Here is a 24,240-nt window from a genome sequence, read left to right as displayed (position 1 = left end):
ACCGACGGGTGGCCTGGCCGGCAGGAAAAGGCGACGGGCTGTGTCGGGCGCGACAATAGGCATGTCTTCCCCGGGCCGTGGGCTCTATAATGCTCGGCAGATTCAAAGTCCCAGTACAGGTATCCCAGATGAAACGTCCAAGTGGTCGCGCCGCCGATCAGCTCCGCTCGATCCGCATCACCCGCAACTACACCAAGCACGCCGAAGGGTCGGTACTGGTCGAGTTCGGTGACACCAAGGTCATCTGCACGGTCAGCGTGGAAAACGGTGTGCCGCGCTTCCTCAAAGGCCAGGGCCAAGGCTGGCTGACCGCCGAATACGGCATGCTGCCGCGTTCCACCGGCGAGCGTAACCAGCGCGAAGCCAGCCGTGGCAAGCAGGGTGGCCGCACCCTGGAAATCCAGCGCCTGATCGGCCGTTCGCTGCGCGCCGCGCTGGACATGAGCAAGCTCGGTGACATCACCCTGTACGTCGACTGCGACGTGATCCAGGCCGATGGTGGCACCCGTACCGCGTCCATCACCGGTGCCATGGTCGCCCTGTGCGACGCCCTGGCGGTGATCAAGAAGCGCGGTGGCCTGAAGGCCGGCAACCCGCTCAAGCACATGATTGCCGCAGTGTCGGTGGGCATGTATCAGGGCGAAGCGGTGCTCGACCTGGACTACCTGGAAGACTCCGCCGCCGAAACCGACCTGAACGTGGTCATGACCAGCGCCGGTGGTTTCATCGAAGTGCAGGGTACTGCCGAAGGTGCGCCGTTCCAGCCTGAAGACTTCAACGCCATGCTCGCCCTGGCACAGAAGGGCATGAGCGAGATCTTCGAACTGCAACAGGCGGCACTGGCCGACTGAACCCAGCCAGGGAGGTGCGGGGCATGAGCGAATCGAACCTGTCGATCACCCCGCCCAATGCCGAAATCCGGCAGTGGGCGATGTTCTGCCACCTCTCCGCGCTGCTGGGCCTGGTGGTGCCGCTCGGGCACTTGCTGGGCCCACTGGTGCTGTGGCACCTCAAGCGCGAGCAAGACCCTTTCATCGACGCCCAGGGCAAAGAGGCGCTGAATTTTCAGATCAGCGTGACCATTGCCGGGTTCATCTGCTTCCTGCTGATGTTCGTGTTCATCGGGCTGGTGCTGTTCGCCATGCTGATGGTCGCGGTGATGATCCTGATCATCATTGCGGCTGTGCGGGCGAATGAGGGCAAGCCGTATCGCTACCCGATGATCTGGCGGCCGATCAAATAAGGCTGGGCTGCTTTGCAGCCCTATCGCGACACAAGGCCGCTCCCACAAGGGATATGCATTCCCCTGTAGGAGCGGCCTTGTGTCGCGATAGGGCCGCAAAGCGGCCCCATGCCTTCAGATGGTCAACGTCCAGTCATAGTCGACAATCAGCGGCGCATGCTGGGAGAAGCGCGGCTGACGCGGCAGGCGGGCATTGCGCACGAAGCGGCGCAGGCCCGGGGTGAGGATCTGGTAGTCGAACCGGTAGCCCAGGTTGAGCATCTCGGCCTGCTCGTTGTCCGGCCACCAGCTGTACTGGTCGCCCTCACGGCTGACTTCGCGCAGGGCATCGACGTAACCCATCTCGCCGGTGATCGCGTCCATCCAGGCACGCTCCGGCGCCAGGAAGCCCGGCGACTGCTGGCTGTCACGCCAGTTCTTGATGTCGAGCTTCTGCTGCGCCACGTAGAACGAGCCGCAGTAGATGTATTCGCGACGCTTGCGACGCTGTTTGTCCAGGTACTTGGCGAAGTCGTCCATCAACTTGAACTTCTGGTTCAAGTCTTCGTCGCCGTTCATACCCGAAGGCAGCAGCAGGCTGGCAATACTGACTTTGTCGAAATCTGCTTGCAGGTAACGCCCGTAGCGGTCGGCTGTCTCGAAGCCCAGGCCGGTGATGACTGCCTTGGGCTGCATGCGCGAATACAGGGCCACACCACCTTGGGCAGGCACCTCCGCGTCGCAGGCATAAAGGAAATAGCCATCGAGCTGGAAAGCTGGGTCATCGAGTTCAAAGGCCGAGGCGCGGGTATCCTGAAGGCAGATGACGTCGGCATTCTGGGCTTGCAGCCAGCTGAGCAAACCACGCTCGGCCGCAGCCTGAATGCCATTTACGTTCACACTGATGATCCGCATAAATGGCCCCAAAAATCTCGTGCGTGTATGATACCCGAGCTCAACCCATTTAGCTAAATCCGTGGTGTCCGGGACTATCCATGCAGCCGTATCAGCGCGACTTCATCCGTTTTGCCATCGATCGCGGGGTACTGCGTTTCGGTGAATTCACCCTGAAATCGGGGCGTACCAGCCCGTATTTCTTCAATGCCGGCCTGTTCAACACCGGTTCCGCCCTGGCCGAACTGGGCCGTTGCTATGCCGCAGCCATCGTCGACAGCAAGATCCCGTTCGATGTGCTGTTCGGCCCGGCCTACAAAGGTATCCCGCTGGCAGCGACTACTGCGGTGGCCCTTGCCGATCAGCATCAGCTCGACGTGCCATGGTGCTTCAACCGCAAGGAAGCCAAGGACCACGGTGAAGGTGGCAGCCTGGTCGGTGCCCCGCTGGCCGGTGATGTGCTGATCATCGACGACGTGATCACCGCCGGTACCGCCATTCGTGAAGTCATGCAGATCATCAATGCCCAGCAGGCCAAGGCCGCTGGCGTGCTGATCGCGCTGAACCGCGAAGAGCGCGGCAATGGCGAGCTGTCGGCGATCCAGGAAGTGGAGCGTGACTTCGGTATCCCTGTGGTCAGCATCGTTTCGCTGACCCAGGTGCTGGAGTTCCTGGCCGATGACCCACAGCTGAAGCAGCATCTGCCAGCTGTCGAGGCTTACCGGGCGCAGTACGGTATCTGATCCGGGCCCGGAAATGAAAAAGGCGACCTTCCTGTGAAGGTCGCCTTTTTTTGTGTCGCCTGTTCTGGCCTCTTCGCGGGCATGCCCGCTCCCACAGGTACAGCACCGCCTTTGAGGGCTGTGGAGATTCTGTGGGAGCTGGCTTGCCGGCGATAGGGCCAGTGCAGGCTAACCAACCAATCAGCGCTGCTTGCGGTTGGTAATCAGGGTACCCACGCCGCTGTCGGTGAAGATCTCCAGCAGCACCGCATTCGGCACGCGGCCATCGATGATGTGCGAGCTGTTGACACCGCCCTGCACCGCATCCAGCGCGCACTTGATCTTCGGCAGCATGCCGCCGTAGATGGTGCCGTCGGCGATCAGTTCGTTGACCTGCTCGGTGGTCAGGCCGGTCAGTACTTCACCCTGCTTGTCCATCAGGCCAGCGATGTTGGTCAGCAGCATCAGCTTCTCGGCCTTCAGCGCTTCGGCTACCTTGCCTGCCACCAGGTCGGCGTTGATGTTGTACGACTCACCGTTGGCACCCACGCCGATCGGCGCGATCACCGGGATGAAGTCGCCCTTCACCAGCATGTTCAGCAGGTCGGTGTTCACGCTTACCACTTCGCCAACGTGGCCGATGTCGATGATTTCCGGGGTGGTCATCTCGGGCGTCTGGCGGCTGACGGTCAGCTTGCGGGCGCGGATCAGCTCCGCGTCCTTGCCGGTCAGGCCGATTGCGCTGCCGCCGTGGCGGTTGATCAGGTTGACGATGTCCTTGTTGACCTGGCCACCCAGCACCATCTCCACCACGTCCATGGTCGCCGAGTCGGTGACGCGCATGCCGTCGATGAAGTGGCTTTCGATCGACAGGCGCTTGAGCAGGTCGCCGATCTGCGGGCCACCACCGTGGACCACCACCGGGTTGATGCCCACAGCCTTCATCAGCACGATGTCACGGGCGAAGCCGGTCTTGAGCTCCTCGCTCTCCATCGCGTTGCCGCCGTACTTGATCACCAGGGTCTTGCCGACAAAGCGGCGGATGTAAGGCAGTGCTTCGGACAAAACCTCGGCTACATGGGAAGCGGCATCGCGATCGAGGGTCATGCAGGGCTCCTGTAAGGAACAGATAGTCGGTCAGAACGGCAGTTGCAGCTCAGGCTCAACCCGCAGCAACTGGGTACGGAAAACATCCTTGATACGTTGCAATTCGGCGTCGCTGTCGGCCTCGAAGCGCAGCACCAGCACCGGGGTGGTGTTGGAGGCGCGAACCAGGCCCCAGCCGTGGGCGTAATCCACCCGCACACCGTCGATGGTGGTCAGGTTGGCTTCGCCCCAGTCGGCGTCGCGTTGCAGTGCATCAATGATGCTGAATTTACCCTCGTCGGTCACATCAATATTGATTTCCGGCGTGGAAATATCGTTCGGGAACGCGGCGAACAGGTTTTCGGCGCTCTGCCCGGCCTTGCTGAGGATCTCCAGCAGGCGCGCGGCGCTGTAGATGCCGTCGTCGAAACCGTACCAGCGTTCCTTGATGAAGATGTGACCGCTCATCTCGCCGGCCAGCAGCGAGCCGGTCTGCTTCATCTTCTTCTTGATCAGCGAGTGGCCGGTCTTCCACATCAGAGCGCGGCCGCCGTGCTGCTCGATCAGCGGGGTCAGGCGACGGGTGCATTTGACGTCGAAGATGATCTCGGCGCCCGGGTTGCGCGACAGCACGTCCTGGGCAAACAGCATCAGCAGGCGGTCTGGGTAGACGATGCTGCCGGTGTTGGTCACCACGCCGACGCGGTCGCCGTCACCGTCGAAGGCCAGGCCGATGTCGGCGCCGGTTTCCTTGACCTTGGCGATCAGGTCTTCGAGGTTTTCCGGCTTGCCCGGGTCCGGGTGGTGGTTGGGGAAGTTGCCGTCGACTTCGCAGAACAGCGGGATCACTTCGCAGCCCAGGGCTTCGATCAGTTGCGGCGCGACCACGCCGGCGGCACCGTTGCCGCAGTCCACAACCACCTTGAGCTTCCTGGCCAGCTTCACGTCTTCGACGATCTGCTGGAAGTAGCGGTCAAGGATCTCGACCTTTTCCACGCGGCCTTCGGCGCGGGTCAGGTCGTTGGTTTTCAGGCGCGTCAGCAGGGCCTGGATCTGTTCGTTGGCCAGGGTGTCGCCAGCGATGACGATCTTGAAGCCGTTGTAGTCCGACGGGTTGTGGCTGCCGGTCAGCATCACACCGGACTTGCCGGCCAGCACGTTGGCTGCGTAGTACAGCGCCGGGGTGGGTACCAGGCCGACGTCGCTGACCTGGCAACCGGCATCGGCCAGGCCCTTGATCAGCTGTTCGACCAGCATCGGGCCGGACAGGCGGCCATCGCGGCCGACCGAAACCTGCGGTTCGCCCTGGGCCAGGCTCTGCGCGCCGATGGCGCGGCCGATCCAGTAGGCGGTTTCGGCGTGAAGGGTCTTGCCGACCACGCCGCGAATGTCATACGCGCGGAAAATGCTGTCTGGCAGTGCGGCGGGTACCAGGTGGGCCATGTCGTTCATCTCTGGAAGCTCCATTAGTCAAAGGCTTTCTGGGCAGGCGCAAACTGAACGCTTGGACGGTGGTTTCGCCAGAGAGTTCGCCATCCTTGGCCTGAACGGTCATTTCTCGGCTCAGTGGCTGCCGGAATGGCCGAAGCCGCCAGCACCGCGCTGGCTTTCATCGAAAGCTTCGACGATGTCGAAATGGGCCTGTACCACCGGTACCAGCACCAGCTGGGCAATGCGCTCGCCAACGGCGATGGTGAACGGGGTGTTGCCGCGGTTCCAGCACGACACCATCAACTCGCCCTGGTAGTCCGAGTCGATCAGCCCGACCAGGTTGCCCAGCACGATGCCGTGCTTATGGCCCAGGCCCGAGCGCGGCAGGATCACCGCCGCCAGGCCCGGGTCGCCGATGTAGATCGACAGGCCGGTGGGGATCAGCAGGGTCTGGCCTGGCTCGAGGACGGTGTCTTCCTTGAGCAGGGCGCGCAGGTCCAGGCCGGCGGAGCCGGGGGTGGCGTACTGCGGCAGGGGGAATTCGGTGCCCAGGCGTGGGTCGAGGATCTTGGCTTGAAGAGCGTGCATGTAACTTATTGAACCTGATTGAGCCGTTCGGCGATGAAGGCGACCAGTTGCCGGGCAATCTTGCCCTTGCTGGTCTGCGCGAAGAGGGTCTGGTGCTGCTGGCGGTCGATCACGGTCAAGGCGTTTTCCTCGCTGTTGAAGCCGATGCTGGGGTTGGCCACATCATTGGCGACGATCAGGTCGAGGTTCTTGTCCTTGAGCTTGCGCGTGGCGTAATCGAGCAAGTGTTCGGTCTCGGCGGCGAAACCGACGCTGAACGGGCGGTCGGCGCGGCCAGCGATGGTGGCAAGGATATCGGGATTGCGCACCATCTGCAGCAGCATGCCGTCGCCCGTCGTAGGATCTTTCTTCAATTTTTGCGTGGCAACGACTTCCGGGCGGTAGTCCGCAACCGCCGCAGAGGCGATGAACAGGTCGCACGGCATGGCCGCTTCACAGGCCGCGAGCATGTCCCGCGCGCTGACCACGTCGATACGGCTGACCCGGTCGGGGGTCGGCAGGTGCACCGGGCCAGTGACGAGGGTCACCCGAGCCCCGGCTTCGGCGGCCGCTTCAGCCAGGGCGAAGCCCATCTTGCCGGAGCTATGATTGGTGATGTAGCGCACCGGGTCGATGTTTTCCTGGGTCGGGCCGGCGGTGATCAGCACGTGCTTGCCGGTCAGCGCCTGGCGCTTGAAGCTTTCCGCGGCACACCAGGCCAGGTCGGTGGCTTCGAGCATGCGGCCCAGGCCGACATCGCCACAGGCCTGGCTGCCGGACGCCGGGCCGAACACCTGGATGCCACGGCTCTTGAGCAGTTCGAGGTTGGCTTGGGTAGCCGGGTCGCGCCACATGGCCTGGTTCATGGCCGGGGCCACGGCGACGGTGGCATCGGTAGCCAGCACCAGGGTGGTCAGCAGGTCGTCGGCCATGCCTTGGGCCATGCGCGCCATGAGGTCGGCGGTGGCCGGGGCGATCAGCACCAGGTCGGCCCATTTGGCCAGTTCGATGTGGCCCATGGCCGCTTCGGCGGCAGGGTCGAGCAGGTCCATGTGCACCGGGTGGCCCGACAGCGCCTGCAGGGTCAGCGGGGTGATGAACTCTGCACCACCACGGGTCATGACGACGCGCACCTGCGCGCCGTGCTCCAGGAGTCGGCGAATCAGTTCGGCGCTTTTGTAGGCGGCAATGCCGCCACCCACGCCGAGAACGATGCGCTTGCGATACAGCCGCTGCATAGGCTTGCCTTTTTCCAGTGAGAGCGGGCGGCGACGTTTGAAAATGCCTGCGGCAGAACGTCGCATGTACGAGGCGAAATAGATTAACACAGGGCCGAAATGGGCCGCAGCAAGGGCAGAGGGACGGGATGAATATCAGGGAGTGGCCGGCTGAAGAGCGGCCGAGGGAGAAGTTGCTGCAGCGTGGGGCCGGAAGCCTGACGGACGCGGAATTGCTGGCTGTATTTCTCGGCTCAGGTGTGCGTGGGCGCAATGTCGTGGAGCTGGCGCGAGGTCTGCTCGTGAAGTTCGGGGGGTTGCGCCAGTTGCTGGAGGCCGACCGTGAGGCTTTCGTCGGCGAGCTTGGGTTGGGCCCGGTGAGGTACAGCCAGCTGCAGGCGCTGCTGGAGATCGGGCGCAGGCACCTTGCAACTTCGATTGAGCGTGAATCCGCGATGGACAGCCCGGCAACGGTGAGGCGCTATTTGAAAGCGATGCTGCGACATGAAGTCAGCGAGGTGTTCGGATGCCTCTTTCTCGATACCAAGCACAGGCCGTTGGCGTTTGAAATCCTCTTCCGAGGTACGATAGATCGGGCCAGCGTCTACCCGCGGGAAGTGGTGCGGCGGGCATTGCTGCATAACGCAGCGGCCTTGATCCTTTGCCACAACCACCCCTCGGGCAACAGTGAGCCCAGCCAGGACGATGTGCACTTGACCCTGTCGCTGAAGCGGGGGCTGGCGTTGATCGATGTGCGGGTGCTGGATCACATCATCATCGGTGACGGGGAGCCGCTGTCGATGGTCGAGCATGGGTGGATTGTGGCTTAGGCACTTGTGCTGCCTGTCCCGGCCCTTTCGCGGGTAAACCCGCTCCCACAGGGAAAGTGCCATGTTGAAAGTTGGCGCGGTCCCTGTGGGAGCGGGTTTACCCGCGAAGAGGTCGGTGCAGGCTTACTTGTTCACTGACACCTTGCTGAAATCCAACCGCCCGAATGGGCTCACCTGGTACCCCTCGACCCCTTGGCGCAGCAAGGTCGCCGCCGTCGGGTGCGCCAGCGGCACCCACAGCGCCTGCTGCTGGATCAGCGTCTGTGCCTGCTGATAAAGCCGGCTGCGCACACTCTGGTCGTTGGTGGTGCGTCCGGCGCTGATCAGCTGGTCCAGGCGGCTGTCGCAGAAGCGTGCGAAGTTGGTCCCCGACTGCACCGCCGCGCAGGAAAACTGCGGGCTGAGGAAGTTGTCCGGGTCGCCATTGTCACCCGCCCAGCCCATGAACAGCAGGTCATGCTCGCCCGCCTTGGCGCGGCGGATCAGCTCGCCCCACTCGATCACGCGGATCTCGGCCTTGATGCCAATCTTGGCCAGGTCGGCCTGCAGCATCTGCGCACCGAGGCTGGGGTTGGGGTTGAGCAGGCTGCCCGACGGGCGGGTCCAGATCGTGGTGCTGAAGCCCTCGGCCAGGCCGGCCTTGGTCAGCAGGGCCTTGGCTTTCTTCAGGTCCAGCGGGTAGCCGGGCAGGTCCTTGGCGTAGCTCCAGGTGTTGGGCGGGTAGGGGCCGTTGGCGGCCACCGCGGAGTCTTCGAACACGGCCTTGAGGTAGGCCTGTTTGTCGAAGGCCAGGTTGATGGCCTGGCGCACTTCCGGCTTGTCCAGCGGTGGGTGCTGGCTGTTGATGGCGACGAAGGCGGTCATGAACGCCGGGGTGGTGGCCACCTTGAGGTTGCCGTCCTTGCCGGCTTCGGCAATGTCCAGCGGCTTGGGCGACAACGCGACCTGGCACTCGCCGCGCTTGAGCTTCTGCAGGCGCACGTTGGCATCGGTGGTGATGGCGAAGATCAACGGGTCGACCGCTGGCTTGCCGGCGAAGTAGTCGGGGTTGGCGCGATAGCGCACCACGGCGTCCTTCTGGAAGCGCTGGAAGATGAACGGCCCGGTGCCGACCGGCTGGCTGTTGAGCTTCTCCGGCATACCGGCCTTGAGCAGTTTGTCGGCGTACTCGGCGGAGTAGATCGAGGCGAAGCCCATGCTCAGGGTGGCCAGGAAGGTGGCGTCCGGGTGGCTGAGGGTGAAGCGTACGGTGTTCGGTGCCGGCGCCTCGATCGCCTTGATCAGGCTGCCCAGTTGCAGCGACTGGGCATGCGGGTAGCCGCCCGGCGCAGTCTTGTGCCAGGCATGGGCGGGGTAGAGCATGCGCTGGAAGCTGAACAGCACATCGTCGGCGTTCAGTGCGCGGCTTGGCTTGAAGTAGGCGGTGGTGTGGAATTTCACGTCATCGCGCAGGGTGAAGTCGTAGATCAGGCCGTCGGCCGATACCGTCCAGCTGGCCGCCAGGCTCGGCACCACCTTGCCTTGCGCCGCGTCGAACTCCACCAGGCGGTTCATCAGCACATCGGCCGTGGCATTGGTGGTGGTCAGCGAGTTGTACTGCACTACGTCGAAGCCTTCGGGGCTGGCCTCGCTGCAGACGCTCAGCGGGGCGGCCTGGGCAACGCCGGCGGCGAACAAGGAGTTGAACAATAAGGAAAGGGCGGCAGCACGCATGGTGGCTCCTTGGCTGTCAGTGGCCCATCTGCCAGTGCAGTCTGGAAAAGGCCTACCCTAGTGTGCCCGTCGGAAAATGACCACACCCTTTTTTACAAAATTGGCGACGGGCGGTCGACGGCTGGCGGGGCCTGCCGCTATGCTGGCCCGGCGCGTTCCGGCTCGTGACAATGTGCATCTAATGTTGTTGCGGCCAAGTCTTTCTGGTATAAAGCAGCGCTCTTTTCTAGGGGCTCGGCCTGTCGCATAAGCGGATCCGGTCGATAAGACCTCCAGAATCACGGCGCCTAGGCGCCAAAGACTGAGAGATTAAGCGGCCAACCCATGCCGGGTTGGGCATGAGGTTTTAGAGGGCTGAGTCATGTCGAGAGTCTGTCAAGTTACTGGTAAGGGTCCAGTAACCGGGAACAACATTTCCCACGCAAACAACAAAACCCGTCGTCGTTTCCTGCCGAACCTGCAGCACCACCGTTTCTGGGTTGAATCCGAGAAGCGTTTCGTGCGTCTGCGCGTATCTGCCAAAGGCATGCGCGTTATTGACAAGCGTGGTATCGACGTAGTGCTGGCCGAGCTGCGCGCTCGCGGCGAAAAGTTCTAAGGAGAACGTCATGCGTGAATTGATCCGTCTGGTTTCGAGTGCTGGCACTGGCCACTTCTACACCACCGACAAGAACAAGCGCACCACTCCGGACAAAATCGAGATCAAGAAATACGATCCGGTTGTTCGCAAGCACGTGGTGTACAAGGAAGCCAAGATCAAGTAATTGATCGGCGACCTGAAAAAAACCCGCATCCGAAAGGAGGCGGGTTTTTTTATGCCTGTGCTGGCCTCTTCGCGGGTAAACCCGCTCCCACAGGTACATCACAAGCCTTTAGGGCGGTGAAATCCTTGTGGGAGCGGGTTCACCCGCGAAGAGGCCGGCACAGCCTCAAATCATTTCTGCTCGAACATCACATAAATCTTGCGGCAAGGCTCCAGCACCTCCCAGGTGCCCTTGAAGCCGGCCGGGATGACAAACCGATCACCGGCACGCAGGGTCTTGGCTCCGCCATCCTGGTCACGCAGCACCGAAACGCCCTGGACGATCTCGCAGTACTCATGCTCGGTGTAGTTCACCGTCCACTGCCCCACCTCGCCTTCCCACACGCCCGCGGCAAACTGCCCGCACGGGCTGGAATAATGGTTGTAGACCGCCTGGTCGGGCTCGCCCTTGAGGATTTTTTCCGCCGCCGGGCGGTAGCGTTCGGCCTCGGTAATGACCTGCGCGAAGTCGATGATGCTTTCGATGCTCATGGTTCGGCTCCTGTTGTTGTTTAATAAAATGCACATGAGTAGGCTTTTGAGCCATTCGTGTCAAATATATTGATAGTTTACACGGGCTGGTTTAGGGTGTCGGTAGCTAAAATGCCCTCGACGCTTGGGCAGAATTCTGACAACGCCTGTGAGTCCTCAGTGCGGCGTTGCACCTATACAAGAGGAGGAGTTTCGTATGACCACCCTGACTCGTGCGGACTGGGAACAACGTGCCCAGCAACTGAAGATCGAAGGCCGTGCCTTCATCAACGGCGAATACACCGATGCCGCATCCGGTGAAACCTTCGAGTGCCTGAGCCCGGTCGACGGACGCTTCCTGGCCAAGGTTGCCAGCTGCGACCTGGCCGATGCCAACCGCGCTGTGGAAAACGCCCGTGCCACCTTCAACTCCGGCGTGTGGTCGCAGCTGGCCCCGGCCAAGCGCAAGGCCAAGCTGATCCGCTTCGCCGACCTGCTGCGCAAGAACGTCGAAGAGCTGGCGCTGCTGGAAACCCTGGACATGGGCAAGCCGATCGGCGACTCCTCCAGCATTGACGTACCTGGCGCGGCCAATGCCATCCACTGGACTGCCGAAGCCATCGACAAGGTCTACGACGAAGTCGCCCCGACCCCGCATGACCAGCTCGGCCTGGTCACCCGCGAAGCGGTGGGTGTGGTCGGTGCCATCGTACCGTGGAACTTCCCGCTGCTGATGGCCTGCTGGAAGCTCGGCCCGGCCCTGGCCACCGGTAACTCGGTAGTGCTCAAGCCGTCCGAAAAATCGCCGCTGACTGCCATTCGCATTGCCCAGTTGGCCATCGAAGCCGGTATCCCGGCTGGCGTGCTGAACGTGCTGCCAGGCTACGGCCACACCGTGGGCAAGGCCCTGGCCCTGCACATGGACGTCGACACCCTGGTATTCACCGGTTCGACCAAGATCGCCAAGCAGCTGATGGTTTACGCGGGCGAATCGAACATGAAGCGCATCTGGCTGGAAGCCGGTGGCAAGAGCCCGAACATTGTCTTCGCTGACGCTCCGGACCTGCAAGCTGCCGCCGAAGCTGCCGCCAGCGCCATCGCCTTCAACCAGGGCGAAGTGTGCACCGCCGGCTCGCGCCTGCTGGTCGAGCGTTCGATCAAGGACAAGTTCCTGCCGATGGTGGTCGAGGCCCTGAAAGGCTGGAAGCCAGGCAACCCGCTGGACCCACAGACCACTGTCGGTGCCCTGGTCGACACCCAGCAGATGAACACCGTGCTGTCGTACATCGAGGCTGGCCACAAGGACGGCGCCAAGCTGCTGGCCGGCGGCAAGCGCACCCTGGAAGAAACCGGTGGCACCTATGTCGAGCCGACCATCTTCGACGGTGTGACCAACGCCATGAAGATCGCCCAGGAAGAAATCTTCGGCCCGGTGCTGTCGGTGATTGCCTTCGATACCGCCGAAGAAGCCGTCGCCATTGCCAACGACACGCCGTATGGCCTGGCCGCTGGCATCTGGACCTCGGACATCTCCAAGGCCCACAAGACCGCCCGTGCCGTGCGCGCTGGCAGCGTCTGGGTCAACCAGTACGACGGCGGCGACATGACCGCGCCGTTCGGTGGCTTCAAGCAGTCGGGCAACGGCCGTGACAAGTCGCTGCATGCGCTGGAGAAGTACACCGAGCTGAAGGCGACCTGGATCAAGTTGTAATCCCAGGGGGCCGCGTTGCGGCCCAATCGCCGGCAAGCCAGCTCCCACAAGTTATTCGCAGCCCTTGAGGCCAGTGCTGTACCTGTGGGAGCTGGCTTGCCGGCGATGGGCTGCACAGCAGCCCCAAAAATAGCCGGGTCGGCTCACGCTGCCCCGGCTTCGTCGTTTTTGCTGTTCAAGAATTCTGCCTGGGAGGCTGCAATGCGTTGGGGTACCTACTTCGCCGTACTGGCATCGGTGCTAAGCGTCGGGCTGGCACTCGGCGTGAGCATGCCGCTGGTATCCCTGCGCCTGGAGGCCTGGGGCTACGGCAGCTTTGCCATCGGCGTGATGGCCGCGATGCCGGCGCTGGGCGTGCTGGTAGGTGCCAGCATGGCCAGCCGCCTGGCCGGCTGGGTCGGCGTGCCCTCGGCCATGCGCCTGTGCCTGTGGGGCGGGGCGCTGTCGATCGGCCTGGTCGCACTGCTGCCCAGCTACCCGCTGTGGCTGCTGTTGCGATTGCTGATCGGTATGTCGCTGACCGTGGTGTTCATACTCGGCGAAAGCTGGATCAACCAGCTGGTGATCGAGCAATGGCGCGGCCGCCTGGTGGCGCTGTATGGCAGCAGCTATGCCCTCAGCCAGCTGGCCGGGCCGCTGGTGCTGGGCTTTCTCGGCTCGGATGACGACTTCGGCTTCTGGGCCGCCACCGGCCTGCTGCTGGTGGCGCCGCTGATTCTCCTGGGCCGTGGTGGGGCACCCAGCACAGAGGCCTGCAGCGTCACCTTCGGCGACCTGTTCGCCTTCTGCCGGCGCTTGCCGGTGATCGCCTGGGCCATTGCCCTGTTTGCCTCGTTCGAAGCAATGATCCTGACCTTGTTGCCGGTGTATTGCCTGCAACAGGGCTTCAGCACCGAAATCGCCCTGTTCATGGTCAGTACCGTGGTGGTGGGCGATGCGGTGTTGCAACTGCCCATCGGTGCGCTGGCCGACCATATGTCGCGGCGCGCTCTGTTCACCGGCTGTGCGGTGACCCTGCTGGTATCCAGCCTGGCGATTCCGTTGCTGCTGCATACACCGGCGATCTGGCCGCTGTGGGTGCTGTTCGGGGCCAGTGCGGGGGGCTTGTTCACCTTGTCGCTGGTGCTGATTGGTGAGCGCTACCGGGATGATGCGCTGGTGCGGGCCAACGCCCATGTGGCGCAGCTGTGGGGTATTGGCTGCCTGCTCGGGCCACTGCTGGCCGGGGCAGGCAGCCAGTGGATCAGCGGGCATGCATTGCCATTGCTGATGGCTGCGGGGGCTGCGGGGTTGGTGGTGTTGACCCGGCGGCGCGGGGCGTTTGAGCCGGCTTCTGCCTGATGGTTTTTTGGGGCCGCTTTGCGGCCCATCGCCGGCAAGCCAGCTCCCACAGGTTCTCCATAGGCCTTGAATGCTGTGCAGTCCCTGTGGGAGCTGGCTTGCCGGCGATGAGGCCATCAGCTACAGCATCTTCTCCAAGCCTACCGCCTTGCTGATCCAGGCATTGAACCGCCGCCACATCCCGCCCGGTTCGGATGTGAGCATGCGCCGCCTGCCATTTTCCTCGGTCACCCACACCATCTGGTTACCCACCAGCGTCGGCTGATAGCTCAAGGCCGGGGCCATGCCCTGTAACGCCAGCGCGCGGGTGTACTCGGCCAGCTCCGGGCTGTCCACCAGCACCCCGACCTCGGTATTCCACAACACCGAACGCGGGTCGAAATTGAACGAGCCGATGAAGGTCTTGCGCCGGTCGAACACGATCGCCTTGCTGTGCAGGCTCGAGTCCGAACTGCCATGGAAGCTCAAGCTGTGCCGCGCGCTGGGGTCGCCGGGTTGGCGGCGCAGCTCGTACAGCTGCACGCCATGCTCCAGCAGCGCCCGCCGATACGGCGCATAGCCGCCATGCACCGCCGGCACATCGGTAGCCTCCAGCGAGTTGGTCAGCAGCTTGACCGATATGCCCGCGTCGGCACTGTGGGTCAGGTACAGCAGGCCGGACTCGCCGGGTACGAAGTACGCCGATACCAGGATCAGCTCGTGTTGCACCTTGCTCAAGTCCGGGGCCAGTTGCTGGGTCAGCAGCAGTTGCGGGTCCGGTTCGTCATCGGCCAGCACCTTGCTCGGCGCATCCCACAGCGCCTGGGCGTGGGCCCAGATAAGCTCGTTGCGCCACACATCCAGGCGCGGCTGCGACTGGTAGGCCATCAAGCGGTCATACAGGGCTTTGCGCTGGGTCCTGGCTTCGGCCAGTGAAACTTCCAGGCGGTGGCGGCTGGCGCGCAGGTCGCTGGCATCCGGGTCGCGCCAGAGGAAGTCGGTAATCGGCCGGCTCAGGGCGCTGTTCCAGTATTGGTCGAAGCTGTGGCCGAGCTGTTCGGCCACCGGGCCGACGCCCAGCAAGTCGATGTCGGTGAAGTTGAGGTTGGGTTCGGCATCGAAATACTCATCGCCCAGGTTGCGCCCGCCGACGATGGCCATGCTGTTGTCCACCAGGAACAGCTTGTTGTGCATGCGCCGGTGCTGGCGCGACAGGTTGAACAGGCGTCCCACTGCGCGCGTCACGCCGGTGCTGCGGCCCAGGTGCAGCGGGTTGAACACGCGTATCTGAATGTTCGGGTGGGCATCGAGGGTGCCCATGATGACGTCCAGGCCGTCGCTGGTGGTGTCGTCGAGCAGGATGCGCACGCGCACGCCACGGTCGGCGGCGCGCAGCAGTTCATGCACCAGGGCGCGGGTGCTGAGGCCATCGTGGACGATGTAGTACTGCAGGTCGATGCTCGCCTGGGCGTTGCGGATCAGTTCGGCGCGGGCGCGGAACGCCTCGTTGCTGTTGGGCAGCAGGCGAAAGCCCGAGCGGCCGCCGTAGGGCGCGGCCTGGCGCAGAACCGAGCGGCCGAAGGCCGAGTCGTTGGCAGGTAGCGCCTGGCTGGTTTCGCGGGGCGTGCCGACGCTGGCGCAGCCGGCAAGGCCGAGCAGTAGCACCAGCAGCAGAGGCAGGGCTCGCTGGAGTCTCAAGGGTGGATCGTCCTGTGCAGCAAAGGCTTGATAGGTTGGACCGTGGCGGGCGGCGCAAAGTTACGCGCCGGCGCTTTCTTCATCCAGTAGACGAAGGGCGGTTTCACCAACCTTGCGCACGGCGGCTTCGATCTGCGGCGTCGGCCGCGCGGCGAAGTTCATGCGCAGGCAGTGGCGGAACTTGCCCGAGGCCGAGAAGATGCTGCCCACGGCAACCTGTACGTCCTGCTCCAGTAAAGCCCGGTTCAGGCGCAGCGTATCGAAATGTTCGGGTAATTCCACCCACAGCATGAAGCCACCTTGCGGCCGGCTGACCCGGGTGCCCGCCGGGAAGTAGCGGGTCACCCAGTCGCTCATCAGGTCGCGGCCACGCTGGTACTGGCTGCGCATGCGCCGCACGTGGGGTTGGTAGTGCCCGCCGGCGATGAAGTCGGCAATGGCCAACTGCGGCTGGCTGGCCGTGCTGCCGGTGCTGATGTACTTCATGTGCAGCACCCGCTCCAGGTAACGACCGGGCGCCACCCAGCCTATCCGCAGGCCGGGGGCGAGGGTCTTGGAGAACGAACTGCAAAGCAGCACGCGGCCGTCGTCGTCAAACGACTTGAGGGTGCGTGGGCGCGGGTAGGTGTAGGCCAGGTCGCCGTATACATCATCTTCGAGGATCGCCACGTCGTAGCGCTGGGCCAGGCTCAGCAGGGCCTTCTTGCGGGCCTCGGGCATGATGTAGCCGAGCGGGTTGTTGCAGCTGGGGGTGATCTGGATGAGCTTGATCGGCCACTGCTCCAGGGCCAGTTCCAGCGCTTCCAGACTGATACCGGTGACCGGGTCGGTGGGGATTTCCAGGGCTTTCATGCCCAGGCCCTTGAGGGTCTGCATGGCGCCGTGGAAGCTGGGGGAGTCGACCGCGACGATATCGCCCGGCTCGCACACCGCGCGAATGCTGCATGACAACGCCTCATGGCAGCCGGTGGTTATCACCAGGTCGCCCGGGCCCAGGCGGCAGCCGGAGTCGAGCGTGAGCCGGGCCACCTGCTCGCGCAGGGCCAGGTTGCCGTGGATGTTGTCGTAGTACAGGCCGGGCATGTCCTGCCGCCGGCTCAGTTGGGCGAGGCTGCGCAGCAGTGGCTTGAGGGTGGGGCTGTCGATGTCGGGCATGCCGCGGCCGAGCTGGATCACGCCCTGGCGTGGGGTGCTGCGCACCAGTTCCAGCACCTGCTCCCATTGCGAGATGTCTACCGGGCGCTGGGCCGGGCGGCTGACGGCGGGCAGGGCTGGCAGGTGGCGGTGGTCGTTGACGAAGTAGCCGGACTTGGGCCGGGGCGAGACCATGCCGCTGTCTTCCAGCATGCGGTAGGCCTGCTGCACGGTGCTCAGGCTGACCCCGTGCTCCACACTCAGGGCGCGCACTGACGGCAGGCGCTGGCCGGGGCGGTAGAGGCCCTGTTCAATGCGCGCACCGAGCAGCTCGGCGAGGTTCAGGTAAAGGGTCACGGCATACTCCTTCGCTGCAATAGCGTGGCGACCGGTACAGTTGCGCTGAAAATACAGCATTCAGTCGGCCTGCGGCCAATTCTGTATGGGAATAATAAGGCTGTATTGGGTCTGTATTGCCGGTGCTGTCGACGCGCATGCTTTCTCCACGGTATCAACTGAACGAGAGGATGCGGTGATGGGTGGCATGAGCGATGTGCGCTTGCAACTGTTGGCCAAGGAACTGGAAGCCGGGCAGCAAGCCAAGGTGTTCAACGCGCCGGAAGGGTTGGGGCGTTGGGGGCTGATGCTGCATCGCTGGCACACCCGCAGGGCGCTGCTGCAGTTGACCGATGACGAGTTGCGCGATGTCGGGCTGAGCTGGGAGCAGGCCCGGACCGAGGGGCGTAAGCCCTTCTGGAAGGACTGACCATACAGATGTTGCGCGGTCGATGTAGGAGCGGCCTTGTGTCGCGATTGGGCCGCAGAGCGGCCCCAGCGATATTTGCGGCAAAGCTGAAACCTGGGGGCGCTACGCACCCCTTTCGCGACACAAGGCCGCTCCTACAGGGACCGCGCAGCTTTCAGATCAGCTCTTTCAGGCGATGCCACAGCATCCCCAGCGCCAGCAGCGGCGAGCGCAGGTGCTGGCCGCCGGGGAAGGTGATGTGTGGCACCTTGGCAAACAGGTCGAACCGCCCGCTTTCCTGGCCGCTGATGGCTTCGCCGAGCAGGCGCGCAGCCAGGTGGGTGGCGTTGAGCCCATGGCCGGAGTAGGCCTGGGCGTAATACACGTTCGGCTGGCTGGCCAGGCGGCCAACCTGTGGCAGGCGGTTGGCGCCGATGCCGATCATGCCGCCCCACTGGTAGTCGATGCGCACGTCGGCCAGTTGCGGGAAAACCTTGAGCATCTTTGGCCGCATGTAGGCGGCGATGTCCTTCGGGTCGCGGCCTGAATAGTGGCAGGCACCGCCGAACAACAGGCGCTGGTCGGCGGACAGGCGGTAATAGTCCAGTGCCACGCGCTGGTCACACACCGCCATGTTCTGCGGCAGCAGCGAACGGGCACGTTCCTCGCCCAGCGGCTCGGTGGCGATGATGTAGCTGCCGGCTGGCAGCACCTTGCCGCCCAGTTCGCGGTTGAGGTCGTTGTGGTAGGCGTTGCAGCACAGCACCAGAGTCTTGGCGCGTACCCGGCCCTGGGCGGTGTGTACCTGTACTTCCGGGCCGTAGTCGATGCGTGTGACCTCGGACTGCTCGAACAGCTTCACGCCCAGGCGGCTGGCCACGGCAGCCTCACCCAGGGCCAGGTTGAGCGGGTGCAGGTGCCCGGAGCCCATGTCGACCAGCCCGCCGACATAGCAGTCGGCGCCGACCACGCTGTGGATATCGTCCTTGCCGACCAGGCGCAGTTCATGTGCGTAGCCGAGGGTGCGCAGTTCTTCAGCATCCTCCGCAAAGCCCAGCAGTTCGGCGGGTTTGTTGGCCAGGTCGCAGTAACCCCAGGTCAGGTCACAGGCGATGGCATGCCTTTCGACCCGCTCGCGGACGATCTGCACGGCTTCCAGGCCCATCAGTTTCAGGCTGCGCACACCTTCCTCGCCGATGACCGGGAGGAATTGTTCCAGGCCGTGGCCGACGCCACGGATCAGTTGCCCACCATTGCGCCCGCTGGCGCCCCAACCGAGCTTGCGCGCTTCCAGCAGGATGACCGAGAAGCCGCGTTCGGCCAGTTCGATGGCGGTGTTCAGGCCCGAGTAGCCGCCGCCGACGATGCACACGTCGGCGCTGTGCTCGCCTTGCAGGAAGGAGTGGTCGGGGTGTGGCGCGCTGCTGGCGGCGTAGTAGGAGGCGGCGTGCTGCGCGCTGTGGATCATTGGGCAGGTCCTGAGGCTGGTGGGCTGAAGGGGAGGAGGATAAGCCGGGGCTTTGGGGAGGGGCAACCGGCCTCATCGCCGGCAAGCCAGCTCCCACAGGGTCCGCGTGGCACATGAGACCGGCGGTGTACCTGTGGGAGCCGGCTTGCCGGCGATTGGCCCTATAATCCAACTTCAGCTCTCAAACTTGTACCTTGCCATGTCCTGCAACCGCCACAAGATCCACTTCCTGCGCGAACTCATCCCTTCCTTCGAGTGCGAGCCCGGCTGCCACGACTGCTGCGGCCCGGTCACCACTTCGGCGGAAGAAATGGCCCGCCTGCCGCGCAAGTCCCAGGCCGAGCAGGACGCCGCCCTGGAGCGCCTGGACTGTGTGCACCTGGGCCCCAACGGCTGCACGGTGTATGAAGAGCGCCCGATGATCTGCCGCCTGTTCGGCACCACCCCGCGCCTGGCCTGCCCGCGTGGCCGTGGCCCTGAACAGATGATCGAGCCCGCTGCCGAGCAACTGGTTCACCAGTTCATTGCCACCACCCGCCAGGTGCTGGTCTGACTTCAGTCCGGGATCGGCAGGCAAAGGCTCTCCTTCACCTCTTCCATCACGATGTAGCTCTTCGATTCGCGCACGTGCGGCAGCTTCAGCAGGATGTCGCCGAGCAGCTTGCGGTACGAGGCCATCTCGGAAATACGCGCCTTCACCAAGTAGTCGAAGTCACCTGAAACCAGGTGGCATTCCAATACGTGGGGCAGTTTCAGCACCGCGCGGCGGAACTCTTCGAAGGTGTCGCCCGATTTGTAGTCCAGGCTGATTTCCACGAACACCAGCAGGCTGCCCTTGAGGTGCTGCGGGTTCAGGCGGGCGTTGTAGCCCATGATGATGCCCTCGCGCTCCAGGCGGCGGACCCGCTCGGTGCAAGGGGTGGTGGAAAGCCCAACTTTCTCGCCCAGTTCGGTGAAGGAAATACGCCCGTCATTCTGCAGGATACGCAGGATGTTACGGTCGATCTTGTCCAGTTCACGCTTGCTCTGGTGCTGGGTTCTCATAGGGGATGCCCCTCCGTGAAAGGCGATTTTGCCGAGAATTCTCGCCAATAATAGGCTTTTATATAGTGAATTGCACTGCCTTCAAATTCCTATACTGCGCGCATTCATGCCATTTCAATAAAAGTCTGCGGCGCGCCGCGTGCGAGGGATAAAACGATGCGAGTTCTGGTACTTGGTAGCGGTGTGATCGGAACCGCCAGTGCCTACTATCTGGCCCGGCAAGGTTTCGAAGTAACGGTGGTCGATCGCCAGCCGGCGGTGGCCATGGAAACCAGCTTTGCCAACGCAGGCCAGATCTCGCCCGGCTATGCCTCGCCCTGGGCCGCCCCAGGCGTGCCGCTGAAGGCCATCAAATGGCTGCTGGAGCGCCACGCGCCCCTGGCCATCAAGCTTACCGGCGACGTCGACCAGTACCTGTGGATGGCACAGATGCTGCGCAACTGCACCGCCAGCCGTTACGCGGTGAACAAAGAGCGCATGGTGCGCCTGTCCGAGTACAGCCGTGACTGCCTCGATGAACTGCGCGCCGAAACCGGCATCGCCTACGAAAACCGCAGCCTGGGTACCACCCAGCTGTTCCGTACCCAGGCCCAGGTGGATGCCGCGGCCAAGGACATTGCCGTGCTGGAGCAGTCCGGCGTGCCTTACGAGCTGCTCGACCGCGACGGCATTGCCCGCGTCGAACCGGCCCTGGCTGGCGTCAAGGACATCCTGGCCGGCGCCCTGCGCCTGCCAAACGACCAGACTGGCGACTGCCAGCTGTTCACCACCAAGCTTGCCGAAATGGCCGTTAAGCTGGGCGTGGAGTTCCGCTTCGGCCAGGACATCCAGCGCCTGGACTTCGCGGGTGACCGCATCAATGGCGTGTGGATCGACGGCAAGCTGGAAACCGCCGACCGTTACGTGCTGGCGCTGGGCAGCTACTCGCCGCAGATGCTCAAGCCGCTGGGCATCAAGGCCCCGGTGTACCCGCTGAAGGGCTACTCGCTGACCGTGCCGATCACCAACGCCGACATGGCCCCGACCTCAACCATTCTCGATGAGACCTACAAGGTCGCCATTACCCGTTTCGACAACCGTATCCGCGTCGGCGGTATGGCTGAAATTGCCGGTTTTGACCTGTCGCTGAACCCGCGTCGGCGCGAAACGCTGGAGATGATCGTCAACGACCTTTATCCTCGCGGCGGTGATCTGAGCCAGGCCAGCTTCTGGACCGGCCTGCGCCCGGCGACCCCGGACGGCACGCCGATCGTCGGCGCCACGGCGTTCCGCAACCTGTTCCTGAACACCGGTCACGGTACTTTGGGCTGGACCATGGCGTGCGGTTCCGGTCGCCTGCTGGCCGACCTGATTGCGCGCAAGAAGCCGCAGATCAGTGCCGAAGGCCTGGACATTTCCCGTTATGGCAACAGCCCGGAAGTGGCCAAGCACGGGCAGACTGCGCCGGCTCACCAGCAGTAATAGCCTGCGCCGGCCTCTTCGCGGCTAAAGCCGCTCCCACAGGATCGCATGTGCTTGGGCATTGTGCGGTCCCCTGTGGGAGCGGCTTTAGCCGCGAAGAACCCAACACCGTTTTCAACCTGTGAACCACCATAAGGCAGCCGCCATGCGTCCCGCCCGCGCCCTGATCGACCTCCAGGCCCTGCGCCACAACTACCGTCTGGCCCGTGAACTGACCGGTGCCAAAGCCCTCGCTGTGATCAAGGCCGACGCCTATGGCCACGGCGCCGTGCGCTGTGCCCTGGCCCTGGAGGCCGAAGCCGACGGCTTTGCCGTGGCCTGCATCGAAGAAGCGCTGGAGCTGCGCGCCGCCGGTATCAAGGCCCCGGTGCTGCTGCTGGAAGGCTTCTTCGAAGCCAGCGAACTGGCCCTGATCGCCGAACACGACCTGTGGTGCGTGGTGCACTCGCTGTGGCAACTGGAAGCGATCGAAAAGACCCAGCTGCACAAGCCGCTCACCGTCTGGCTCAAGCTCGACAGCGGCATGCACCGCGTCGGCCTGCACCCCAAGGACTACCACGAGGCCTACCAGCGCCTGCTGGCCAGCGGCAAGGTCGCGCGCATCGTGCTGATGAGCCACTTCGCTCGCGCCGACGAACTGGATGCCGACGCTACCGCCCAGCAAATCGCCGTGTTCGAGGCCGCTCGCCAGGGCCTGGCCGCCGAGTGCAGCCTGCGCAACTCCCCCGGTGTGCTGGGCTGGCCGCAGGCCCCCAGCGACTGGGTGCGCCCGGGCCTGATGCTGTACGGTGCCACACCGTTCGAAGTGGCCCAGGCCGAGGCCGAGCGCCTGCAACCGGTGATGACCCTGCAATCGCGGGTGATCAGCGTGCGCGAACTGCCTGCCGGCGAGCCGGTGGGCTATGGCGCCAAGTTCGTCAGCCCACGGCCAACCCGCGTTGGTGTGGTTGCCATGGGCTATGCCGATGGCTACCCGCGCCAGGCGCCCAACGGTACCCCGGTGCTGGTCGCCGGCAAGCGCACCCAACTGATCGGCCGGGTGTCGATGGACATGCTCAGCATCGACCTGACCGATGTGCCGGAAGCCACCGTCGGCAGCCCCGTCGAACTGTGGGGCAAGCATGTGCTGGCCAGTGAAGTGGCTGCGCACGCGGGTACCATTCCGTACCAGATTTTCTGCAACCTGAAGCGGGTACCTCGGGACTACGTCGGCGAATGACACGCTGAAGCGGACAGGTTGAGGGGCGGTGTGTTGTAAATACTGAACGGCATTGCCATGATATCGTTCACATCCACCCCCCTTTCCACCGTTTCAGGAGGCTCCAGCTTTGGACGTCGGCGAACGACTGCAAGCCATCCGCAAGCTCAAGGGCCTGTCCCAGCGTGAACTCGCCAAGCGTGCCGGCGTGACCAACAGCACCATCTCGATGATCGAGAAGAACAGCGTGAGCCCGTCGATCAGCTCGCTGCGCAAGGTGCTGAGCGGCATTCCCATGTCCATGGTCGAGTTCTTCTCGGTCGAACTGGAACCTGAAAGCCCCACGCAGATCGTCTACAAGGCCCACGAACTGATCGATATCTCCGACGGTGCGGTGACCATGAAGCTGGTCGGCAAGTCGCACCCCAACCGTGCCATCGCCTTTCTCACCGAGGTGTATCCACCGGGTGCCGATACGGGGGCCGAAATGCTTACCCACGACGGCGAAGAAACCGGCATCCTGCTCGAAGGCCGCCTGGAGCTGGTGGTCGGCAACGAGATCTTCATCCTTGAAGAGGGCGACAGCTACTACTTCGAAAGCACCCGCCCGCACCGCTTTCGCAACCCGTTCGACCGGCCGGCGCGGCTGATCAGTGCGGCGACGCCTTCAAACTTTTGATCCAGCGCAGTGCATTGATTCGGCAATACCCCTTTCCTGTGTGGGGTCGTTTCACGGCCTCTGGGTTCCCGCTATACTTTTCAACGCTCGCCGATCCGTGGCCGCGAGCGTGATTAGCCACCATGAGGGTGTTCGCGTGAACCAAATCAAGAAGATGCTGGCCGTACCAGCAGCCGTATTCGCCCTCTGGGCAATGAGCGCAACCGCTGCGACCAATGATGACATCGCCAAGCGCCTGGAGCCGGTTGGCCAGGTGTGCGTCCAGGGCCAAGAGTGCAAAGGCATGGAAGTGGCCGCCGCCGCAGGTGGCGGTGGTGCCAAGACGCCGGACGAGATCATCGCCAAGCACTGCAATGCCTGCCATGGCTCCGGCCTGCTCGGCGCACCGAAGATTGGCGATACCGCGGCGTGGAAGGAACGCGCCGACCACCAGGGCGGCCTGGACGGCATCCTGGCCAAGGCCATTACCGGCATCAACGCCATGCCACCGAAAGGCACCTGCGCGGACTGCTCGGATGATGACCTGAAAGGGGCGATCAAGAAAATGTCCGGGCTGTGAGAAACAGCTGAATTGCATGAGGCCCGCCATTGATGGCGGGCTTTGTTTTTGTGGTGCCTGTGCCGGCCCTTTCGCGGCTAAAGCCGCTCCCACAGGTACAGTGCAGGCTTCAAGGGCTGTGGGGACCCTCTGGGAACTCGCAGGTACAGCACAGGACTCAAGGGCGGTGAGGTCTCTGTGGGAGCGGCTTTAGCCGCGAAGAGGCCGGCACGGGCAACCAACCCACCAAAGCCCATGTCCAACCCCTGAACCCATGGATGTCTCAGGA

24 protein-coding genes and 1 pseudogene are annotated in these 24,240 nt (G+C 63.6%); 14 read left to right on the top strand and 11 right to left on the bottom strand.

Features of this window, described 5'->3' with window-relative positions; genetic code table 11:
• The first annotated feature begins 128 nt into the window (after positions 1-128).
• Both rph and CAG46_RS02570 read left to right on the top strand, forming a co-directional pair.
• Complete coding sequence (rph, locus tag CAG46_RS02575; protein ID WP_013974792.1) at positions 129-851, top strand: ribonuclease PH; 723 nt, start codon at positions 129-131, stop codon at positions 849-851.
• 23 nt (positions 852-874) lie between these two features.
• Positions 875-1,243: a DUF4870 domain-containing protein gene (locus tag CAG46_RS02570; RefSeq protein ID WP_003258195.1), complete on the top strand. Its 369-nt coding sequence runs from the start codon at positions 875-877 to the stop codon at positions 1,241-1,243.
• Positions 1,244-1,357: 114 nt separating this feature from the next.
• Here the strand turns inward: CAG46_RS02570 and CAG46_RS02565 are convergent, their stop codons facing one another.
• On the bottom strand, positions 1,358-2,137 hold the full coding sequence (locus CAG46_RS02565; protein ID WP_003253401.1) for an exodeoxyribonuclease III: 780 nt from the start codon (positions 2,135-2,137) through the stop codon (positions 1,358-1,360).
• 80 nt (positions 2,138-2,217) lie between these two features.
• Here CAG46_RS02565 and pyrE point away from each other — a divergent pair, with 80 nt between their 5' ends.
• Positions 2,218-2,859, top strand: coding sequence for an orotate phosphoribosyltransferase (pyrE, locus tag CAG46_RS02560; RefSeq protein ID WP_003253405.1), 642 nt, complete (start codon positions 2,218-2,220; stop codon positions 2,857-2,859).
• A gap of 180 nt (positions 2,860-3,039) precedes the next feature.
• On the opposite strand, the gene argB is transcribed toward pyrE, so the two are convergent.
• From argB to coaBC, 4 genes and pseudogenes are all read right to left on the bottom strand, one after another.
• The gene (argB, locus tag CAG46_RS02555) at positions 3,040-3,945 is read right to left on the bottom strand and encodes an acetylglutamate kinase (RefSeq protein WP_003258198.1); all 906 of its coding nucleotides are present in this window, start codon (positions 3,943-3,945) and stop codon (positions 3,040-3,042) included.
• A gap of 30 nt (positions 3,946-3,975) precedes the next feature.
• Positions 3,976-5,343, bottom strand: a pseudogene (locus CAG46_RS02550) (phosphomannomutase/phosphoglucomutase); the annotation flags it as partial.
• A gap of 144 nt (positions 5,344-5,487) precedes the next feature.
• The gene (gene dut / locus CAG46_RS02545) at positions 5,488-5,943 is read right to left on the bottom strand and encodes a dUTP diphosphatase (protein WP_015272329.1); all 456 of its coding nucleotides are present in this window, start codon (positions 5,941-5,943) and stop codon (positions 5,488-5,490) included.
• Between the two features lie 5 nt (positions 5,944-5,948).
• On the bottom strand, positions 5,949-7,160 hold the full coding sequence (gene coaBC, locus CAG46_RS02540) for a bifunctional phosphopantothenoylcysteine decarboxylase/phosphopantothenate--cysteine ligase CoaBC (protein ID WP_003253409.1): 1,212 nt from the start codon (positions 7,158-7,160) through the stop codon (positions 5,949-5,951).
• A 128-nt stretch (positions 7,161-7,288) separates the two neighbouring features.
• Between coaBC and radC the strand changes: the two genes are divergently transcribed.
• Positions 7,289-7,969, top strand: coding sequence for a DNA repair protein RadC (radC, locus tag CAG46_RS02535; protein ID WP_039612333.1), 681 nt, complete (start codon positions 7,289-7,291; stop codon positions 7,967-7,969).
• A gap of 123 nt (positions 7,970-8,092) precedes the next feature.
• On the opposite strand, the gene CAG46_RS02530 is transcribed toward radC, so the two are convergent.
• Positions 8,093-9,682 carry an ABC transporter substrate-binding protein gene (locus CAG46_RS02530; RefSeq protein ID WP_085615959.1) on the bottom strand — a complete coding sequence of 530 codons (1,590 nt, stop codon included), beginning with the start codon at positions 9,680-9,682 and terminating at the stop codon, positions 8,093-8,095.
• Positions 9,683-10,043: 361 nt separating this feature from the next.
• On the opposite strand from CAG46_RS02530, the gene rpmB reads away from it, so the two are divergent.
• Together rpmB and rpmG are read left to right on the top strand one after the other, a co-directional pair.
• A complete protein-coding gene (gene rpmB / locus CAG46_RS02525; protein ID WP_003258972.1) occupies positions 10,044-10,280 on the top strand; it encodes a 50S ribosomal protein L28 in 237 nt (78 codons plus the stop codon).
• A 10-nt stretch (positions 10,281-10,290) separates the two neighbouring features.
• A complete protein-coding gene (gene rpmG, locus CAG46_RS02520) occupies positions 10,291-10,446 on the top strand; it encodes a 50S ribosomal protein L33 (RefSeq protein ID WP_003253507.1) in 156 nt (51 codons plus the stop codon).
• 170 nt (positions 10,447-10,616) lie between these two features.
• Here the strand turns inward: rpmG and CAG46_RS02515 are convergent, their stop codons facing one another.
• Positions 10,617-10,976 carry a cupin domain-containing protein gene (locus CAG46_RS02515; RefSeq protein WP_085615957.1) on the bottom strand — a complete coding sequence of 120 codons (360 nt, stop codon included), beginning with the start codon at positions 10,974-10,976 and terminating at the stop codon, positions 10,617-10,619.
• Between the two features lie 196 nt (positions 10,977-11,172).
• Between CAG46_RS02515 and CAG46_RS02510 the strand changes: the two genes are divergently transcribed.
• Together CAG46_RS02510 and CAG46_RS02505 are read left to right on the top strand one after the other, a co-directional pair.
• Entirely contained in the window at positions 11,173-12,666 is a 1,494-nt protein-coding gene (locus CAG46_RS02510) for an aldehyde dehydrogenase (RefSeq protein ID WP_013974786.1), read from the top strand.
• A gap of 201 nt (positions 12,667-12,867) precedes the next feature.
• Positions 12,868-14,007: an MFS transporter gene (locus tag CAG46_RS02505; protein ID WP_085615955.1), complete on the top strand. Its 1,140-nt coding sequence runs from the start codon at positions 12,868-12,870 to the stop codon at positions 14,005-14,007.
• A gap of 120 nt (positions 14,008-14,127) precedes the next feature.
• Here CAG46_RS02505 and CAG46_RS02500 read toward each other — a convergent pair whose 3' ends face one another.
• Both CAG46_RS02500 and CAG46_RS02495 read right to left on the bottom strand, forming a co-directional pair.
• Positions 14,128-15,684 (bottom strand): phospholipase D family protein, encoded by a 1,557-nt coding sequence (locus CAG46_RS02500; protein ID WP_085615953.1) that lies wholly within the window; start codon positions 15,682-15,684, stop codon positions 14,128-14,130.
• A 60-nt stretch (positions 15,685-15,744) separates the two neighbouring features.
• Entirely contained in the window at positions 15,745-17,175 is a 1,431-nt protein-coding gene (locus tag CAG46_RS02495; protein ID WP_170929250.1) for a PLP-dependent aminotransferase family protein, read from the bottom strand.
• A gap of 178 nt (positions 17,176-17,353) precedes the next feature.
• Between CAG46_RS02495 and CAG46_RS02490 the strand changes: the two genes are divergently transcribed.
• Positions 17,354-17,584 (top strand): DUF1127 domain-containing protein, encoded by a 231-nt coding sequence (locus CAG46_RS02490; protein ID WP_085615949.1) that lies wholly within the window; start codon positions 17,354-17,356, stop codon positions 17,582-17,584.
• A 154-nt stretch (positions 17,585-17,738) separates the two neighbouring features.
• On the opposite strand, the gene CAG46_RS02485 is transcribed toward CAG46_RS02490, so the two are convergent.
• The gene (locus CAG46_RS02485) at positions 17,739-19,031 is read right to left on the bottom strand and encodes an FAD-binding oxidoreductase (protein WP_085615947.1); all 1,293 of its coding nucleotides are present in this window, start codon (positions 19,029-19,031) and stop codon (positions 17,739-17,741) included.
• Between the two features lie 199 nt (positions 19,032-19,230).
• On the opposite strand from CAG46_RS02485, the gene CAG46_RS02480 reads away from it, so the two are divergent.
• The gene (locus tag CAG46_RS02480; protein WP_013974780.1) at positions 19,231-19,584 is read left to right on the top strand and encodes a YkgJ family cysteine cluster protein; all 354 of its coding nucleotides are present in this window, start codon (positions 19,231-19,233) and stop codon (positions 19,582-19,584) included.
• Positions 19,585-19,586: 2 nt separating this feature from the next.
• Here CAG46_RS02480 and dadR read toward each other — a convergent pair whose 3' ends face one another.
• On the bottom strand, positions 19,587-20,075 hold the full coding sequence (dadR, locus tag CAG46_RS02475) for a transcriptional regulator DadR (protein WP_003258963.1): 489 nt from the start codon (positions 20,073-20,075) through the stop codon (positions 19,587-19,589).
• A gap of 156 nt (positions 20,076-20,231) precedes the next feature.
• On the opposite strand from dadR, the gene dadA reads away from it, so the two are divergent.
• The 4 genes from dadA (at position 20,232) to CAG46_RS02455 (ending at position 23,972) form a co-directional block, all read left to right on the top strand.
• Positions 20,232-21,536, top strand: coding sequence for a D-amino acid dehydrogenase (gene dadA, locus CAG46_RS02470; protein WP_013974779.1), 1,305 nt, complete (start codon positions 20,232-20,234; stop codon positions 21,534-21,536).
• Positions 21,537-21,681: 145 nt separating this feature from the next.
• A complete protein-coding gene (alr, locus tag CAG46_RS02465) occupies positions 21,682-22,755 on the top strand; it encodes an alanine racemase (protein WP_025341100.1) in 1,074 nt (357 codons plus the stop codon).
• Positions 22,756-22,864: 109 nt separating this feature from the next.
• The gene (locus CAG46_RS02460) at positions 22,865-23,413 is read left to right on the top strand and encodes a cupin domain-containing protein (RefSeq protein WP_013974777.1); all 549 of its coding nucleotides are present in this window, start codon (positions 22,865-22,867) and stop codon (positions 23,411-23,413) included.
• A 154-nt stretch (positions 23,414-23,567) separates the two neighbouring features.
• Positions 23,568-23,972: a cytochrome c5 family protein gene (locus CAG46_RS02455; protein ID WP_038408395.1), complete on the top strand. Its 405-nt coding sequence runs from the start codon at positions 23,568-23,570 to the stop codon at positions 23,970-23,972.
• Positions 23,973-24,240: the final 268 nt, after the last annotated feature.

This window comes from Pseudomonas sp. B23(2017), assembly GCF_002113725.1.
GTDB classification, from domain to species: Bacteria; Pseudomonadota; Gammaproteobacteria; order Pseudomonadales; family Pseudomonadaceae; genus Aquipseudomonas; species Aquipseudomonas putida_Z.
The sequence above is the reverse complement of the archived record's forward strand: the minus strand, read 5'-3'. Positions and strand labels throughout refer to the sequence as shown.

Excerpts from the sequence above, each read along its gene's own strand:
- coaBC (WP_003253409.1), bottom strand. The coding sequence starts at position 7,160 with ATGCAGCGGCTGTATCGCAAGCGCATCGTTCTCGGCGTGGGTGGCGGC.
- CAG46_RS02480 (WP_013974780.1), top strand. The coding sequence starts at position 19,231 with ATGTCCTGCAACCGCCACAAGATCCACTTCCTGCGCGAACTCATCCCT.
- argB (WP_003258198.1), bottom strand. The coding sequence starts at position 3,945 with ATGACCCTCGATCGCGATGCCGCTTCCCATGTAGCCGAGGTTTTGTCC.
- CAG46_RS02485 (WP_085615947.1), bottom strand. The coding sequence starts at position 19,031 with ATGATCCACAGCGCGCAGCACGCCGCCTCCTACTACGCCGCCAGCAGC.
- pyrE (WP_003253405.1), top strand. The coding sequence starts at position 2,218 with ATGCAGCCGTATCAGCGCGACTTCATCCGTTTTGCCATCGATCGCGGG.
- dut (WP_015272329.1), bottom strand. The coding sequence starts at position 5,943 with ATGCACGCTCTTCAAGCCAAGATCCTCGACCCACGCCTGGGCACCGAA.
- CAG46_RS02455 (WP_038408395.1), top strand. The coding sequence starts at position 23,568 with ATGCTGGCCGTACCAGCAGCCGTATTCGCCCTCTGGGCAATGAGCGCA.
- CAG46_RS02565 (WP_003253401.1), bottom strand. The coding sequence starts at position 2,137 with ATGCGGATCATCAGTGTGAACGTAAATGGCATTCAGGCTGCGGCCGAG.
- CAG46_RS02530 (WP_085615959.1), bottom strand. The coding sequence starts at position 9,682 with ATGCGTGCTGCCGCCCTTTCCTTATTGTTCAACTCCTTGTTCGCCGCC.
- alr (WP_025341100.1), top strand. The coding sequence starts at position 21,682 with ATGCGTCCCGCCCGCGCCCTGATCGACCTCCAGGCCCTGCGCCACAAC.
- dadR (WP_003258963.1), bottom strand. The coding sequence starts at position 20,075 with ATGAGAACCCAGCACCAGAGCAAGCGTGAACTGGACAAGATCGACCGT.
- rph (WP_013974792.1), top strand. The coding sequence starts at position 129 with ATGAAACGTCCAAGTGGTCGCGCCGCCGATCAGCTCCGCTCGATCCGC.
- CAG46_RS02510 (WP_013974786.1), top strand. The coding sequence starts at position 11,173 with ATGACCACCCTGACTCGTGCGGACTGGGAACAACGTGCCCAGCAACTG.
- CAG46_RS02505 (WP_085615955.1), top strand. The coding sequence starts at position 12,868 with ATGCGTTGGGGTACCTACTTCGCCGTACTGGCATCGGTGCTAAGCGTC.
- CAG46_RS02490 (WP_085615949.1), top strand. The coding sequence starts at position 17,354 with ATGGGTGGCATGAGCGATGTGCGCTTGCAACTGTTGGCCAAGGAACTG.
- CAG46_RS02515 (WP_085615957.1), bottom strand. The coding sequence starts at position 10,976 with ATGAGCATCGAAAGCATCATCGACTTCGCGCAGGTCATTACCGAGGCC.
- rpmB (WP_003258972.1), top strand. The coding sequence starts at position 10,044 with ATGTCGAGAGTCTGTCAAGTTACTGGTAAGGGTCCAGTAACCGGGAAC.
- radC (WP_039612333.1), top strand. The coding sequence starts at position 7,289 with ATGAATATCAGGGAGTGGCCGGCTGAAGAGCGGCCGAGGGAGAAGTTG.
- dadA (WP_013974779.1), top strand. The coding sequence starts at position 20,232 with ATGCGAGTTCTGGTACTTGGTAGCGGTGTGATCGGAACCGCCAGTGCC.
- rpmG (WP_003253507.1), top strand. The coding sequence starts at position 10,291 with ATGCGTGAATTGATCCGTCTGGTTTCGAGTGCTGGCACTGGCCACTTC.
- CAG46_RS02570 (WP_003258195.1), top strand. The coding sequence starts at position 875 with ATGAGCGAATCGAACCTGTCGATCACCCCGCCCAATGCCGAAATCCGG.